This is a genomic window from Candidatus Acidiferrales bacterium (assembly GCA_035934015.1).
In the GTDB taxonomy this organism is placed as follows: Bacteria; Acidobacteriota; Terriglobia; order Acidiferrales; family UBA7541; genus DAHUXN01.
Window position 1 is genome coordinate 190,527 of the sequence record DASYYH010000003.1, and the last position, 15,603, is coordinate 206,129.

General features: G+C 55.6%; 10 protein-coding genes and 1 pseudogene. 2 read left to right on the forward strand and 9 right to left on the reverse strand.

The features are described from left to right. Positions 1-159: 159 nt before the first annotated feature. From VGR81_01140 to murJ, 5 genes and pseudogenes are all read right to left on the reverse strand, one after another. Complete coding sequence (locus VGR81_01140) at positions 160-1,104, reverse strand: acetyl-CoA carboxylase carboxyltransferase subunit alpha (GenBank protein HEV2287539.1); 945 nt, start codon at positions 1,102-1,104, stop codon at positions 160-162. After that, entirely contained in the window at positions 1,101-4,622 is a 3,522-nt protein-coding gene (dnaE, locus tag VGR81_01145; GenBank protein HEV2287540.1) for a DNA polymerase III subunit alpha, read from the reverse strand. Before dnaE ends, VGR81_01140 begins: the two co-directional genes overlap by 4 nt. Positions 4,623-4,693: 71 nt before the next feature. Continuing rightward, positions 4,694-6,220: a hypothetical protein gene (locus VGR81_01150; GenBank protein HEV2287541.1), complete on the reverse strand. Its 1,527-nt coding sequence runs from the start codon at positions 6,218-6,220 to the stop codon at positions 4,694-4,696. 79 nt (positions 6,221-6,299) lie between these two features. Then, a pseudogene (gene xerD, locus VGR81_01155) lies at positions 6,300-7,166 on the reverse strand (site-specific tyrosine recombinase XerD). A 59-nt stretch (positions 7,167-7,225) separates the two neighbouring features. After that, entirely contained in the window at positions 7,226-8,839 is a 1,614-nt protein-coding gene (murJ, locus tag VGR81_01160; protein HEV2287542.1) for a murein biosynthesis integral membrane protein MurJ, read from the reverse strand. Positions 8,840-8,965: 126 nt separating this feature from the next. On the opposite strand from murJ, the gene VGR81_01165 reads away from it, so the two are divergent. Then, positions 8,966-9,451, forward strand: a complete 486-nt coding sequence (locus VGR81_01165; GenBank protein HEV2287543.1) for a hypothetical protein — start codon at positions 8,966-8,968, stop codon at positions 9,449-9,451. A gap of 135 nt (positions 9,452-9,586) precedes the next feature. Next, entirely contained in the window at positions 9,587-10,618 is a 1,032-nt protein-coding gene (gene lpxD / locus VGR81_01170; GenBank protein ID HEV2287544.1) for a UDP-3-O-(3-hydroxymyristoyl)glucosamine N-acyltransferase, read from the forward strand. A 33-nt stretch (positions 10,619-10,651) separates the two neighbouring features. Here lpxD and VGR81_01175 read toward each other — a convergent pair whose 3' ends face one another. The 4 genes from VGR81_01175 to VGR81_01190 are packed head-to-tail and all read right to left on the reverse strand — an operon-like array spanning position 10,652 to position 15,548. Continuing rightward, entirely contained in the window at positions 10,652-11,362 is a 711-nt protein-coding gene (locus VGR81_01175; GenBank protein ID HEV2287545.1) for a lysophospholipid acyltransferase family protein, read from the reverse strand. Positions 11,363-11,386: 24 nt separating this feature from the next. Next, complete coding sequence (locus VGR81_01180) at positions 11,387-13,189, reverse strand: PDZ domain-containing protein (protein HEV2287546.1); 1,803 nt, start codon at positions 13,187-13,189, stop codon at positions 11,387-11,389. Then, positions 13,186-14,589 (reverse strand): UDP-N-acetylmuramate:L-alanyl-gamma-D-glutamyl-meso-diaminopimelate ligase, encoded by a 1,404-nt coding sequence (gene mpl, locus VGR81_01185; protein HEV2287547.1) that lies wholly within the window; start codon positions 14,587-14,589, stop codon positions 13,186-13,188. The genes VGR81_01180 and mpl overlap by 4 nt, the downstream gene beginning before the upstream one ends. 23 nt (positions 14,590-14,612) lie before the next feature. Further along, complete coding sequence (locus VGR81_01190; GenBank protein ID HEV2287548.1) at positions 14,613-15,548, reverse strand: LD-carboxypeptidase; 936 nt, start codon at positions 15,546-15,548, stop codon at positions 14,613-14,615. Between the last annotated feature and the right edge of the window lie 55 nt (positions 15,549-15,603).

The window sequence follows — 15,603 nt, forward strand, 5'->3', positions numbered from 1 at the left end:
ATCGGTCGCGGAGGGTTAAAAGTCAGCTCCTATATATCAAAAGCGATCAACGGCTTTGCTTCAAGGGCTAAAGTCCCCATTTTTTGCCGATTTATGCAGAGCTAAAGTCTGCCTGTGCGGGCGGGCTCCAACCTTCTGAAACTATTTGTGAGGTGACTTCTAGAAAAACAGACCCATTTTGCGGAACTTCACGTAACGAGCTTCCAGAAGATCTTTCGGCGGAAGCTTGGAAACTTCGTCCAAGGCGCGCGTCAGGGCAACATCGAGGAGTTTCGCGGCAGCGTCGTGGTCCAGATGGGCGCCGCCTTCGGGCTCGGGGACAATTTCATCAATCAATTTCAAGGTCAGCAAATCGGTGCCAGTAATTTTCAAGGCTTCTGCAGCAACTTCAGCTTTGGAGGCATCTCTCCACGTGATGGAAGCGCAGCCCTCCGGTGAAATTACGGAATACACGGAGTTCTCCAGCATCAGAATGCGATCGCCAATAGCGACGGCGAGCGCTCCGCCGGAGCCGCCCTCGCCTGTAATTGTAACGATGATAGGAACGGGCAGGCGCACCATTTCGCGCAGGTTGAGCGCGATTGCCTCCGCCTGTCCGCGCTCTTCCGCATCGACGCCGGGATATGCACCGGGCGTATCGACGAAAACTACGATTGGACGGCCGAACTTCGCGGCCAGCCGCATCGCGCGGAGAGCCTTGCGGTAACCCTCGGGCTTGGCCTGGCCGAAATTGCGCTCGACGCGCTGCTTCGTATCGTGGCCCTTCTGATGGCCGATCACCATCACGGGGCGGCCATGATAGTCCGCCATGCCGCAGACAATGGCAGGGTCGTCGGCGAAGCTGCGGTCACCGTGAATCTCGTTGAAATTTTCGAAAAGACGCGGGACCAAGTCGAGCAGATACGGGCGCTGGGGATGTCGCGCAATCTGGAGCCGCTGCCAGGCGCTCATGTGCGAATAAAACTCAGCCTTCAGCTCAGCGATTTCGCGGCGGAGCCGATCGAGTTCCTGGCTGGCCTTGACGTCACTGGGCGCCAGAGGAGCGAGATGCTCGACATCGCGCTCGAGTTCGTCAATTTCGCGTTTGCGTTGTCTATCTTTCAAAATGGAATTCCCGCAGCAGCGGCCGTGGCCATCGCGCCATTTGCGCTCACAAGCGTTACCGAATCCGCGCCGCAAATCTCGCGTACACGCGCCAATACCTCTGGCGTTGGCTCAATTCTCTTCTCGGCATCCAGCGTGGCCACCGTCCCATCGTCCGACAGAAGATCGAATGCAACATGGCATTTGCCCGGACACTCAGCGAGCACCCGCTGCAACTGATCGAGCACGCCAGTGTCCACGGCCATGAGGTTGACGCGAATGCGCATTAGGCCTGGAGGGCGGTTGCCGTTCATTTGCCCAATTTTTTCGATGAGGCGCACGTCCAAAGCGACGAAGCGAGTTCCGGCTTCTTCGACGTTGACGCGCCCACGGACCAAGATCGGCGTCGCGCTTTTGAGAAGATTCTCGTACCGCTGAAAGGTCTCTGGGAAAACGAGCACCTCCACGCCACCTGTGCGATCCTGCAAGCTGCAAATGGCCCAGCGCGCTCCGCGCCGCGAGCGCATCGAGCGTGTCTGCACGACGATTCCAGCGACCGTCAACTCTTCGCCATTGCGCCGGCCCTCCAATGCGCCAAGCTCGATGGCGCCCAAATCTTTCAACTGGCCTGCGTATTTGTCGAGAGGATGGCCGGAAACATAGAATCCAAGGACAGAATGCTCTCCCGAAAGCATTTGTTCTTCGGTCCAATCTTCGGCAGGCAACAAAGTGTTTTGTGGCTGGTCTCCCGGAGCGGCCGCAGCGCCGCCCAAAAACAAACCATGCTGGCCAACGCTGCGCTGCCGGTCCATTTTCTGCGCGTGACTCATCGCACCTTCAATAGCGGCCCAAAGGCGCGAGCGCGGAACGGCGAAACAATCCATCGCGCCGGCTTTCACCAAACTTTCCAAAACACGGCGATTCAAGAAGCGTGGCTCAATGGCGGCACAAAAACCGTAAAGATCAGCGAAGTTTCCGTGCGTGGCGCGCACATCGCAGATGGCCTTTGCGGTGTTTTCGCCGACATTTTTGATCGCAGCCAAGCCAAAGCGTACATCTTCGCCAATGGGCGTGAAATACAAGCTGCTTTGATGCACGTCGGGAGGCAGGACGCGAATGCCCATCCCGCGGCACTCATTGATGTACTTGACCACTTTTTCCGTGTTGCCCGTCTCCGAAGTCAGCATCGCCGCCATGAATTCGACAGGAAAATGCGCCTTCAAATAGGCGGTCTGATAGGCGAGGAGCGCATACGCGCAGGAATGCGACTTATTAAATCCGTATCCGGCAAACTCAGCCATGAGATCGAAAATCTTTTCGGCCTTTTTCGCGGGGACTTTTCGCGCGGCGCATCCCGCCAGGAACTTTTCGCGTTGCGCGGCCATTTCTTCGCGTTTTTTCTTGCCCATAGCGCGCCGCAGAATGTCGGCTTCGCCAAGCGAGAAACCCGCAAGGCGATTGGCGATTTGCATGACCTGTTCTTGATACAGGATGACTCCATAGGTTTCCGAGAGGATCGCCTCAAGCTCCGGCAGATCATAAGACACTTTCTTTTTACCGTGCTTGCGGGCAATGAAATCGTCGATCATCCCGCCCTGAATCGGCCCGGGGCGATATAGAGCGTTGAGCGCGGTCAAGTCTTCGAGACGCGCGGGCTGATAGCGACGCAGAATTTCGCGCATTCCGTGCGATTCAAACTGGAAGATTCCGGTCGTGTCGGCCTTGCCGAAAATCGCGTAGGTATCTTTGTCGTCCAGCGGCAATTCAGAGAGCTTCAATTCCAAACCACGATTTTGCTTAATGAGCCCAACTGTATCTTCAAGCACGGTAAGCGTCGTCAGGCCCAGAAAATCCATTTTCAGCAGGCCGATGCGCTCGAGCGCGTTCATGTCGTACTGCGTGGTGATTTCATCGCGCGTTGACCGATAGAGCGGGACAATCTCTGTAAGCGGACGCGGAGAAATTACCACGCCGGCGGCGTGTGTAGATGCGTGCCGCGCCAGTCCCTCGAGGCGCATCGCGACTTCGACCAATTCCTTGACGCGCTCGTCGCTATCCCGCTGAGCAGCGAGCGGCGAAGCCCCGGACAACGCATCCTCGAGCGTGATATTGAGCTGATTCGGCACGAGTTTGGCGAGACGGTCAACCTCGCCGTAGGGCATGTCGAGTGCACGACCGACGTCTTTCAAGGCAGCCTTCGCCGCCATTGTTCCAAACGTAATGATCTGAGCGACATTTTCCTGGCCATATTTCTGGCGCACGTAATCGATCACTTCGCCGCGACGGCGCATGCAGAAATCGATATCAATATCCGGCATGGAAATGCGCTCAGGATTCAGAAAACGCTCGAAGAGAAGATCGTACTGCAGAGGATCGACGTCCGTGATGCGCAGCGCGTAACTAACCAGACTGCCCGCAGCTGAACCACGGCCAGGCCCGACGGGCACTCCCTGCGCGCGGGCGTAGCGAATAAAGTCCCAAACAATCAAGAAATAGCCGGAAAATTGCATTTTCTTGATCATCTCGATTTCGCTGGCCAAGCGCTGTTCGTAGACAGCGAGCGGATAGCGCAGGCGATTTTCTTTCGCCTGCTTTTCGAGTTGCGGGGCGTGTTGCGCGAAGCCTTCGCGCACGACGCGCTCAAAATAGGAATCCGTTGAGTCGCCTTCTGGAACGCGGAAAACCGGAAACGGATCCTGCACACGCTCAATTTTGACGTGACAACGTTCGGCAATCGCGAGGGTTCGGGAGAGTGCGTCAGGCAACTCGCGAAATACCTGCGCCATCTCCTGCGCGGTTTTGAAATAAAACTGGTCAGTGGCGAAACGCATGCGACTCGTGTCGCTCATCGTCTTGCCGGTCTGAATGCACAGGAGAACTTCCTGCGCGTGTGCGTCGGATTTGGTCAGATAATGGCAGTCATTCGTTGCCACGAGCGGGATGCCCGTTTCTTTTGCCAGGCGCACTACACCCTGATTGACGCGCTTATCGACATCGAGACCTTGATCTTGAACTTCGAGAAAAAAGTTCTGTTTACCGAAGATTTCCTGGAGGCGGTAGGCTGAAGTTCGTGCCTGTTCGTGGCGCTCTTCGAGAATGTGTTCGGTCACTTCACCGCGCAAACATGCGGAAAGCGCAATCAGGCCGCGGCTATGTTTCGCCAAAAGTTCGTGGTCGATGCGCGGCTTGTAATAGAAGCCTTCGAGGAACCCTGTGGAGACCAGACGAATCAGATTGCGATAGCCTTCGTCATTTTCACAGAGAAGGACAAGATGATTGGAGCGCTCGGCATCAGCGCCTTTATTCTTGTGGCTGTCTGGCGCTACGTAGACCTCGCAGCCGATGATCGGCTTCACGCCGTGCGTGGCCGCTTCGTGAAAAAAATTGGCTGCGGCAAAAAGATTGCCGTGATCCGTGACGGCGACGGCAGGCATCTTCTGACGCGCAGCCTCGGCCGTTAATTCCCCAATCTCGCAGGCACCATCCAGGAGCGAGTAGTCCGTGTGCAGATGTAAGTGAACAAACTCTGCAGAACCCATGCTGGCCTTCTTTCTAAACCGATGAATGCGACTTGGCTACGAGCGATAGCCTACCGCCGCGATTCCGCCGTTCATCGTCGTGCGTGCTTTTTAGTCTTTCGCGACGGCTTCGTGCGTTTTCGAACCGCTGGACGCGGAGCATGCTTGTGCGCTGCCGCCGCGGGCGCTTTGGCGCTGGCGGCAACCTTCGCCGGAGCTTGCCCAGCGACTTCGCCGGCTGTCTCGTTTTCCGCCGCATGTTTCGCGGCGTGCTTCTGGCGCACAGCGTGAAGTTCTCTGCCGCGCTTCTTTCTCTCCTCCTTAGCCGACTTCTTAGGCTCTTCCTTGATTCCGGCAAACTGCTTTAGGAGTTTGGTGACATCCTCAGGCGTACGACCTTTTCCGCGAAGTTGGGCTTCAAAAAGCTGTTCGATGACTTTATCAAAATTCGCTCCGCGCGGCACTCCGAGGTTGCCTAATTCCGTTATGGGCAAATTCAAACGCAGCGGGCGCCACTTCTGCAAGTAATTGCGAATCTTGCTCGCCGCTCTTGGATTTCTGAACTCTGCTTGCATAAATACCAATCGCTCGTTAGGAGTCCGTAAAATCAAGTCATAGGCTTCCCGGGGTGTTTTGGTTTTGTTTCCACGAAGTAATTGCAGCAATTTCCTGGCTTCGCTCGGAAGATGTTGGACGCTTGCCACGGTCGCGGCGGGAATATCCAGACCTTTCATTACGGAGGCCATGCGCGGTTCGAGCTTTCGAAACATGTAATAGAGGGAGGCCGTCACGGGACGAACTTTCAACCCAACAGACGTAAAGTCTTCTTTTGCCTTCGTAAGCCTTGCCAATCCGTCATAATCCGGGCGCCGCCTTTGTAACTTCGGATGAATAACTTCGAGAAAATCATGTTCTTCGAATTGTTTCAGTATCGCGGCTGGATTTTCGTCACGCGCCACGTCCATCGCTTCCTGACCAATGGCGTGCCGCTCGATGGTTTCGTTCAAACGGCGCTCGATCGCCAAGTCGAACCATTCCTGCGTCCGCTGCTCCATTTTGAAACCCATCCGTGCGCAGAATCGCAACGCCCGCATAAGGCGGATAGGTTGATTTGTGAAAGCATGGATGGAAAGCGCACGAACTTCGCGGCGCTCCAAATCCGCGAGGCCATTCGTGGGATCGAGGAGCAAGCCGCGCGAATTGGGATTCAAGGAGATGGCCACTGCATTGATGGAAAAATCGCGTCGCCGCAAATCTTCCATTGCCGTAGACCAGCGCATCTCCGGCTTGGCGCCGGGACGCGCATAGAATTCGTCGCGAGCCGCGGAAATCGATCCATCAACGTCTCCCACGAAAATCAGCTCGTAATGGCGGAGACGTTCATCCTCGGACACTATATGCGCACCGCCCTTTTCCAGTTCGCGCACCATGCGCACGGGATTTCCTTCCACAGTGAAATCCAGATCGCGCAACGGCATGCCGCAAAGCAGATCGCGGACCGCCCCACCCGTCAAATAGATATTCGAATCCTGAGCCCGTGCCAATTCCTGAACACGCAAAAGAAGCGCGCGCTGTTCAGGCGAAAGCCGGCTTTCCAGTAAATACATGTAATCAGGCATCGAAGATTCTGCCTCCCGCAGAGCATACCCATGTATGCACTAAAGCATGATGTTGCCCCAGTCTGAACGCGCCCCGCGCTCAGGCTCGAGGATGATGCTGCTTATAAACTTCCTTCAGACGATCCTTCACCACGTGCGTATAAATCTGGGTCGTTGAAATGTCTGCGTGCCCAAGCATCAATTGTACCGAGCGCAAATCCGCACCTCTTTCGAGCAGATGCGTCGCGAAACTGTGCCGCAACGTGTGCGGTTTCAGTTTGATCCGAAGTCCTGCGGACCGGCCATATTCTGAAAGCTTCTTCCAAAATGCGATTCGGCCCATTTTCCCGCCGAAACGATTTAAAAAAACGTACGGCGAAGTCTTGCTTCCCAGAAGCTTCGGCCGCGATCGCGTTAAATATTCTTCAAGAACGCTGACCGCTGAACGACCCATCGGCACGAGCCGTTCTTTGTTTCCTTTGCCGATGCAACGCAGACGGCCCGCTTCCAGATGAATGTCGCTGGCCTGCAGATTCATAAGTTCGGAGACTCGCAATCCTGTCGAGTAAAGCATCTCGATCATGGCTCGATCTCGCATCCCTCCGACAGCCTTCGTGTTCGGCTGCGCAAGCAGACGATTTACTTCTTCGCTTGTCAAATGTACCGGCAGTCGCATGCGAAACCGAGGCGCTTCCACATTAGCGGCGGGGTCCTCTACGATTAAACCTTCTATTTCTGCAAATCGAAAAAAGTTTCTTAACGAAACCAAATGCCGGGCGACAGAGCGGCTATCGAGTCCCGCGCGATAGAGTGTGCGAAGGAAATCAACCACATCGTCGCGACTGATTTCTTTGAGATCACGACCTCGCTTCTCAGCAAAATGGTCGAATTTCTTCAAGTCACGCCCGTAGGCCAGGATCGTATTCTTCGACAAACCCTTCTCAATTCGCAGGTAGTTGAGGAAACTGCGAATCAGACCCTCGATCGAGGTTCGAGGGTGCGCCTGAGTGGCGATAGCCTCTTTCATCATGCCGCTGCCCCCGCCGGCCTGCGCCAAACTTTTTGCAATTCGCGCAACTCCTCGCATCGGAATAGCCAGGCCAGACAAAGATACAACGCGACCGCTCCCACGATGCCGGCGGACAGCAGCCCGACTCTCGGCAACAAGTGCCCCTCAGGACTGAAATGGACGTACCGCAAGAAAGCCGCGCATGCAAAGCCCATGGCCGTGGATGCAGCCACCACACGCCCCAGGGACGCCATGACTTTCTTGAAACCCAACCGTCCAAAACGCTTTCGGAAAATCCAGAGCAACACAAAAAAATTGACATAAGCCGCCAAGGATGTGGCCAGGGCGGGACTTCCGTTGTAGAACGTGCGGAAAAAGAGCCCCAGGAAAAGCGCGTTCAATATCACATTAATGAGCAAGACGAATCCCGCAACTTGTACCGGCGTTCTGGTGTCTTGCGCGGAGTAAAACAGCGGCACCACCATTTTCACGGCGGCAAAAGCAGGCAGCCCCAAACCGTAATAAAGGAGGGCGCGCGCGGCGAGCGAAGTGGACTCCGCGACGAATTTTCCATGCTGGAAAAGCACCTGAACGATGGGTGCGCGCAACAAAACTAGCCCCACCGCAGCCGGAATCGTGATGAATGAAACCAAACGCAGCGCGAAGGTGAATGTTTTCTTCATTTCCTCGTGCTTCTGCGCAGCCGCCTGGTGGGACATCATCGGCAATATCACGGTTGACATGGCAATTGCGTAACTTCCAAGAACCAATTCCATAATGCGTTCCGCCACGTAGAGCGAGGTAACGCTACCGCGCGGCATTCGAGATGCGGTAGCAAAAATTGTGTCCACAAAAAAATTGATTTGGTAAATTCCAATGCCGAAAAAGCCGGGCCCCATGAGCTTCCCTACCTGGCGCACACCTGGATCTTTGAAGCTGATTCCAAAATCGAAATGCATTCCGCGCCGAACCAATGCCGGCACCTGCGCAAGAAACTGCAGCGCGCCGCCCACTAGGATTCCCACAGCCAGCGCGACCGCCGGAGTGCGATATGCCTGGGGCGCCCATTTCATGATGGGCCGATATAAAGCGCCGACGGAAAACAGAATGACCGAAAGATTGAACAGAATTGGCATAGCCGCGGGCAGGGCGAATATCTGAAAGGAGTTGAGGATGCCGATGGCTAGTGCGGCCAGGGAAACGAAAAAAATGTAAGGAAAAATGATGCGATTCAGATATACGGCAAGGCCCCAGTGACCACTGGAATAGCCAAATATCGTGAAGATGTGAATGAGCTGGGAGGAAAAAATCATCCCCAGAATTGCTAACGCCCCCGCGAGGAGGGCAAGCGTCCAAAAAACGCGATTGGCAAACTGCCAGATGGCCTTTTCGTCTTGGGTCTTGAGGTAGCGAGCAAAGACTGGGATGAAAGATGCGGATAACGAGCCTTCTCCTACTAACCGCCTCAAAAGATTAGGGATACGGAATGTCAGAATAAACGAATCCGCCGCAACCGACGTACCCAACAAAAGGGTGATTCGCTGGTCCCTGAGATATCCGCAAATACGGCTAATCAGGGTTACCGCTGTGACAACGGAGGCCGATCTGAGAATCTGCCTATGTTCGGTCAATCGGCAGCCGCTCCGTTCCTAACCCATTGAAAAACAATAGGTTGACAACAGGCGATGGCAACAATAACATAGCTCTGTTCCTTTCGCAACATCTTTCCAGCTTTCCAGCGAGGCCCGGCTCTAGTGATGAAGCGCGCGGCGAGCACAACGCACAAGAAAGTGGTGCTACTGCTACTGGATCTCTCGCGCGAGCAGGGTTTTCTTAATCCTACCGGACTTGGAAGGACGGAAACCGTCGAGATTTTGTCTCGCGAAGGCGAATATCACACTCTGGACCTCGCCAAAATCAAGTCCATTCACTTTGTCCGCGATTTTGCAGAGGATTTTCAGTTGGAGAGAAAGACATTCCTGAGCCGCCCAAAACTCGATGGACTATGGGTGCGCCTTCGGTTCCGCGACGGTGATGAGCTGGAAGGCATTATCTCCAATGACTTGCTCGATCTGCTCGAAAACGGTGTCCGGCTGACGCCTCCTGACCTTCATGGCAATAGCCTCTGGGTTTTCATTCCGCGAACCGCACTTGCGGAAATGAACGTTCTTGGAGTGGTAGGAGTGGCTCGCCGCCGTCCTGCGGTCGCGGTACCTTCACAGCCAAAGCTTTTCAGCGAATAGCCGCGCTTCTTCCGCTGCAACTGCACGCTCGTTTCCGGGCATCACTTTGATGTACATTTTCCGCGCGCCTTTGCGCGGCGGCTCGGCGACATTTCCCAGGTGCATGGACGCGAAAGCGCGGTGATGGAGGAAATTATGAAGCTCGGAGAAATTGCGGACCGGCTCCAGTGCCACCTTGATGGAGACCCGGAGATAGAGATTCAGGGCGTCGGCGCAATTGAGGACGCTACACCGGGTCAGTTGACATTTCTCGCCAACCGGCGTTATCGCTCGGCGGTCTCGACGACTCGCGCATCCGCCATCATCGTCCCTAAGAACGAGCAAGACATACCGATTCCCGCGCTACGCGCTGACGATGCCTACCTGGCGTTCGCGCATGCCATCGAGTTTTTTTACAAAGCGCCGACATATGAGCCAGGACTTCACCCAACGGCCGTCATTTCCAAATCAGCACGAATCGGCACGGAGGCACATATCGGACCCTATTGCTTCGTTGACGACGACGTGGTGATCGGGAGACATGCTGTTTTACACAGCTTTGTCAGCATTTACCGCGGGGCGTGCATCGGGGACGATTTCTTCGCGCATAGCCACGTGGCGGTGCGCGAGAACTGCCAGATCGGCAATCGTGTCATTTTGCAAAATGGCTGCGTCATTGGTGGAGATGGTTTCGGCTTTGCGCGCCGGGCAAACGGTTCGTGGCACAAAATTCAGCAATCCGGAAGCACTGTCATCGGCGATGACGTGGAAATCCAAGTGAATAGCGCCATTGACCGCGCCACCGTTGGAGAGACGGTCATCAAACGCGGAGCGAAAATTGACAATCTCGTGCAAGTAGGACATGCCTGCGTTGTTGGCGAGGACACCCTTCTCTGCGGACAAGTAGGGCTCGCAGGATCGTCCGTGATTGGCAATGGCTGCATCATGGCTGGGCAATCCGCTGCCGCCGGGCATCTGAAGATCGGCGACCGTGCCATCCTTACCGCGCAGAGCGCTGTGTCGCATGATGTTCCGGCCGGTGCCACTTATTCTGGTTCACCCGGGCTCGAAAACAAGACATGGCTGCGTTGCGTTGGTGTGTTCAACCGGCTTCCCGATTTACAGCACGAAGTACGCGCCCTGGAAAAAGAAGTGGCACGCCTTCGCGCGGCTTTCAAAGAATCCTGATTGCTCTTTGCGTTTCCTGGGACGATTACAGCGTCATTCTGGCGCGCGATCTTGCAATCCCGCAGCGACAGCGTCGCGCACACGGCGCATCAGCTCATCGCGGTCATCGAGGCCGTAGCGGCCGATTTCGATCGGCGGTCCGAAGCGAAGCAGGATTTCTCCCGGAATCGTAGCGAGTTTTCCCTTTGGCATGCGCTCCCGGCTACCGAGAATGGACACAGGCACAACCGGCACGCCGGCTTGAATGGCCATCACAAATGTGCCTTTTTTGAATGTCATTAGACTCCCATCGTTGCTGCGGGTGCCTTCGGGAAACACGAAGAACGAAATACCTTCGCGAAGAATAGCGATGGCCTGATCGATGCTCGCCATTGCCGCCTCCCTATCTGCGCGATCCACGGGAACAATCTTCCCTAGGCGCAACGCCGTGCGCACGACCGGGATTTTGAAAACTTCCTTCTTTGCAAGGAAAGAGATACGCCGGGGAACACCAATAAGTGCGGCTGGCGGATCCAGGTTGCTTACGTGGTTTGCCGCAAAGATACATACGCCAGACGGGATATGCTCAGCGCCCTCCGCACGGACACGCACTCCAGACAGCCGCATCGCAAAGCCAATTCCCCATTTTCCAGCCCGATAGAGCAAACTGCTGCTCTGCCTCAGAATCGAGTACGCGATTACAGGCAATCCGACGACGACAATATAAACTGCGAGGAAACTTGCGCCTGCCAGGGTTCGAATCATTGTGAACGTGAGCTGAATAAGATTCTAATTTGTGACGCCGCGCAGCATGCCGTCGCGAATTCGCTTTTGGCGCGCGTTCGCGGTGGGAATCTCGGATATCGAATACAACAGGACGACTCGCTTTCCGAGTGGATAGGAAATATCCCTCTCGATTCCATTTCTTTCAATGCGCAACCTGACTTCATTCCCCGGTGAGCCCTGAAGGGCATATTGCAAGGCCTGACGTCCAAAAGGCCGGCCATCGACTTGTAATATGGCATCACCAGAGCGGAGTCCCGCTTTTTCCGCGCTGCTTCCCTGGGTCACAGAGGAAATCGCTCCGGTGGCGAAGGAGCCACGCGAAATCTGGAAACCCAAATCGGCTACGGCGCGCTGTTGCGCTTGAGCCTGCAACCCGGCCGCGTGGAGAAAGTCGTTGTACGGAATTTCCTCCGTACCAGCGACGTACTCTTCGAAAAACTCCTTGAAGTTCCTGCCTGTAATCTTCTCGACTTCTTCCTCGACCCCTGCGCTATCGTTATAAAAGTGGCCCTGGCGCGCGTAATCATCATTCATAGCGCGCATCACGTCGTCGAGAGACCTATGATTATCCGTTGCGTCGCGAATGGCCAAATCAAGCATCACACCCAAGATTTGGCCTTTGGTGTAATACGAAATGCTCACCTCCGGACGATTGTAATAGTCGTAGAGGTCCAGCCATGTATCCAGACTCGACTCCTCGGCGCTCTGCCATTTGTGAGCGGGACGAGTTTCCAGCCCCGTGAACTGCTGCGCAAGGTCGGAGTAAAACTGCTTGCGATCCCAGAGGCCGCTCCGAACCATCGTAAAGGATGCGTACGTGCTCGTCACGCCCTCGGCGAACCATAACGCGCGCGTCCACATTTCTTTCGTGTAATCCACGGGCTGAAGTGTCTGTGGGCGAATGCGCTTCACATTCCACAGATGGAAAAACTCGTGCGCTGCGACGTCAGCGACCGCGTCTCCTGACGAAACTGCGATCGCTGTGCAATTCGAATGTTCCATTCCGCCGCCGCCCATCTCGGCATACGGCCCAAAGTGAAAAACGAACATATATTCGCGAAAAGGAATGTCGTGCATCATTCCGGTCTCGTAGGAGACGATTTTCCGCAAAGTGTCGCTCAAATCACCCTGATTCCAGTCTTCGCCATCGACTACGACTCGCAGATGGGCGCTTCCCGCGTCGATTTGGAATTCGCGAAATGCGCCGATTTCCGCCGGCGCATCCACAAGCGCATCGTAACTTGCCGCCGTGAAGCTCTGTGGAGCCTGAGCCGCGGCAAGTTCCTGCGCGACATGCCAATTTGCCGGCAGATCCGTGTATTGGACGACGGTCTCTTCCGTGCGCCGAGCCGGAACGTAGAACAATACTTCGGCGAGATTCATATACGCGTGGTGTTCGTTGAGCTGCGAGGAGAATGGCCCGACATCATCCCAGTAATCATCGTACTGAATTGTGACATCGCCAAGATTTGATGCAGAATTCGCACTCGTCGCGGTAATCCGCCAGGTTTGCTTGTCGAGTTTTTCCGCATGCAACGGTGCGGAATCACTTCCACCGGCCGCCCGCACTTGCGTTACACGGTAGGCAAAATCGCGGATGTCGTATGTCGCGTTCCACGCGGGCATGGCGACCACGAGTTCATGGCCAACGGCTGGAACGCTCATGGTGACGTGAAATATGTGCTGGCCTGGTTGCGCCAAAGAAACCGTATAGCGAATCGTCGCATTCGCCCGCATGGCAATGCACGAGATGAGCAAAGCGAAGTCGATAAACGTACGCAATGAAATTCCCAAGCGCTTCTTCACGATTTGTGAGCCGCAAGTCCTTTCTCGATCGCCTCAACCAGTTTTGCGCAGAGACCGTCGAAACTGCCGTTCGACATCACCAGAACCAAATCGCCCGGCGCCAACTGCGGTCCAACAAATTCGGCAATTTCTGCCGCGGAGCGGAAGGAATGCGCTGATTTCCCCTGTTCTCGAATCGCAGCTACGACACGCTGGGTATCCATGCGCTCGGCATCGGAAAGCAGATGCGGACGGTTCACGGGGCCGAGGACAACGCAGTCTGATGTTGCAAGCGCCTCGGCCAATTCACCTTCGAAAATTCTGCGGCGCATGGTGTTCGATCTGGGTTCAAAAGCTACCCATATCCGGCGGCCTGGCCAGCGCGCACGAGCAGCTTCGATTGTCGCGCGAATGGCCGTCGGGTGGTGCGCAAAATCTTCAACGATCGTCACGCCATTCGCTTCGCCTTTGATCTCCAGCCGCCGGCGAACGCCGTGAAATTTCTCGAGCGCGGCTTCAATCGCTTCGCATTGCACGGAGCGGCCAAAAGCCAGAGCCACGCACGCCACGGCATTCATGACATTATGACGGCCAACGAGCGGTAGGCGAATTCGAGCAACTTCCTCCCGATGGTAGACGACGCGAAAATGAGTCATCCCGTCGCGCCACTCAATATCGCCCGCATGCCAATCCATTTCGGACGACAAACCGTATGTTTCTACAGGGCAAAAAGCCTTTTTCGTGCACGCAACTAGATTCTGAGCTTTGCCCCAAACTAAAATCTTGCCGCGCCGGGGGATGAGATTCACGAGCCGCTCGAACTGCAACTCAATCGCGGCGAGATCGGAGTAGATATCCGCGTGATCAAATTCCAGAGACGTCAGGATGAGTTCGTCGGGATGATAGTGCAGAAATTTCGGAGCTTTGTCAAAATAGGCTGAGTCGTATTCATCGCCTTCGATGATGAATTCCTCTCCGCCCCCAAGGCCGTAGCTGCGATCCCCGAAATTGGGTACGACGCCGCCGATCAAAAAATCCGGCCGCCGACCCGCGACGTGAAAAATCCATGCAAGCATGGAAGTCGTTGTGGTCTTTCCGTGCGTGCCGGCGATCACAATCGACGTGTGCCCCGGCAAAAAAAGCTCTTCGATTATCTGCGGCATCGACCAATATGGAATGCGTCCGTCGAGGACTGCTTCGAGTTCCGGGTTGCCGCGTGAGATCGCGTTCCCAACGACAACCAAGTCAGGAGTCGGCCGCAAATTTTCTGCGCGAAAGCCTTCATTCCAGCGGATCCCAAGGGAAGCGAGCAGTGTTGACGCCGGCGGATATACACCCGTATCGGAACCCGTCACCGTGTAGCCACGTTCCTTCAGCATGCCGGCGACTGGTGCCATCGCCGCGCCGCCGATGCCGAGCAAATGGATATGTTCCAGAGAGCGATTCAGAAGCGCCGTGGCGTTTTCCCTCGAATGTTTTTTTCTTCCGAAGAGCCCACGCAGGCTGGCTCCAGTATGTCCAGGCGGCCGCTGCCCTGCGCCACAAGCCGCGCCTTAACGCCAAGAGGAATCGTCAGCATGGCTCTTGCCGTGTGACCCACAGGCGCGCCCCAAACTACAGGAATCCCAAGCGGCTTCAGGATGCGCTCGCAGACGTCGCGGACGGTCGCACCGTCCGGCGGCACCTGACACTCCGGAAATTCCCCGAGCAAAATTCCCCGAACGCCTCTGAATTTTCCCGCCTGTTGCAAGTGCACCAAGGCGCGATCCACCTGATACGGCTTCATGGCGACATCTTCCAGCAGAAGTATCGCGCCAGACGTTTGAATTTCCCACGGCGTGCCCAAAGTAGCCGCGACGAGCGTGAGGCATCCGCCAAGAACCGTACCTTCGGCACGTCCAAAAAACAGCGTCTCGCCTTCCAGGTTGAGCACCCAGCCGCGACTTGCTTGCGTCAGAGCCTGCTGAAATGAAGCAAGATCATAACCGCCAGCGACGTCCGCTCCTTTATCGAAACCCGAAGCAACCATAGGACCATAGAAACTCACCCATCGTTTCTTCCGCCACAGGAAAAGTTGCAACAGCGTGACATCGCTATAGCCCAGCAGTGCTTTTGGCTGCTTCAATCTTCGCGGCTCGATGCGATCCAGCAAATATCCCGATCCGTATCCGCCGCGCGCGCAAAAAACCGCCCGCGATGAATTTTCCTCAAACGCCAGCGTCAACTTTGCCAGCCGCTCTTCCGCTGAACCTGCGAAATATCCTTGACGGGCCAATACTCGCGGGTCCCATCGCGGCTCGTATCTTAGCCGCTCCAGCTCCGCGCATCCTTTGCGTAATACAGTCTCGTCCACGGGACTCGCCGGCGCAATAATACGCACCTGGTTTCCTTTTTCGAGCGCGGGTGCCTTAATTGTTTTCGGCATGTACCGCAAA

What these genes read in the sequence shown, in the direction of transcription:
- dnaE (HEV2287540.1), bottom strand. Translation starts at nt 4,622, where the DNA reads ATGGGTTCTGCAGAGTTTGTTCACTTACATCTGCACACGGACTACTCG.
- VGR81_01150 (HEV2287541.1), bottom strand. Translation starts at nt 6,220, where the DNA reads ATGCCTGATTACATGTATTTACTGGAAAGCCGGCTTTCGCCTGAACAG.
- VGR81_01165 (HEV2287543.1), top strand. Translation starts at nt 8,966, where the DNA reads ATGAAGCGCGCGGCGAGCACAACGCACAAGAAAGTGGTGCTACTGCTA.
- lpxD (HEV2287544.1), top strand. Translation starts at nt 9,587, where the DNA reads ATGAAGCTCGGAGAAATTGCGGACCGGCTCCAGTGCCACCTTGATGGA.
- VGR81_01175 (HEV2287545.1), bottom strand. Translation starts at nt 11,362, where the DNA reads ATGATTCGAACCCTGGCAGGCGCAAGTTTCCTCGCAGTTTATATTGTC.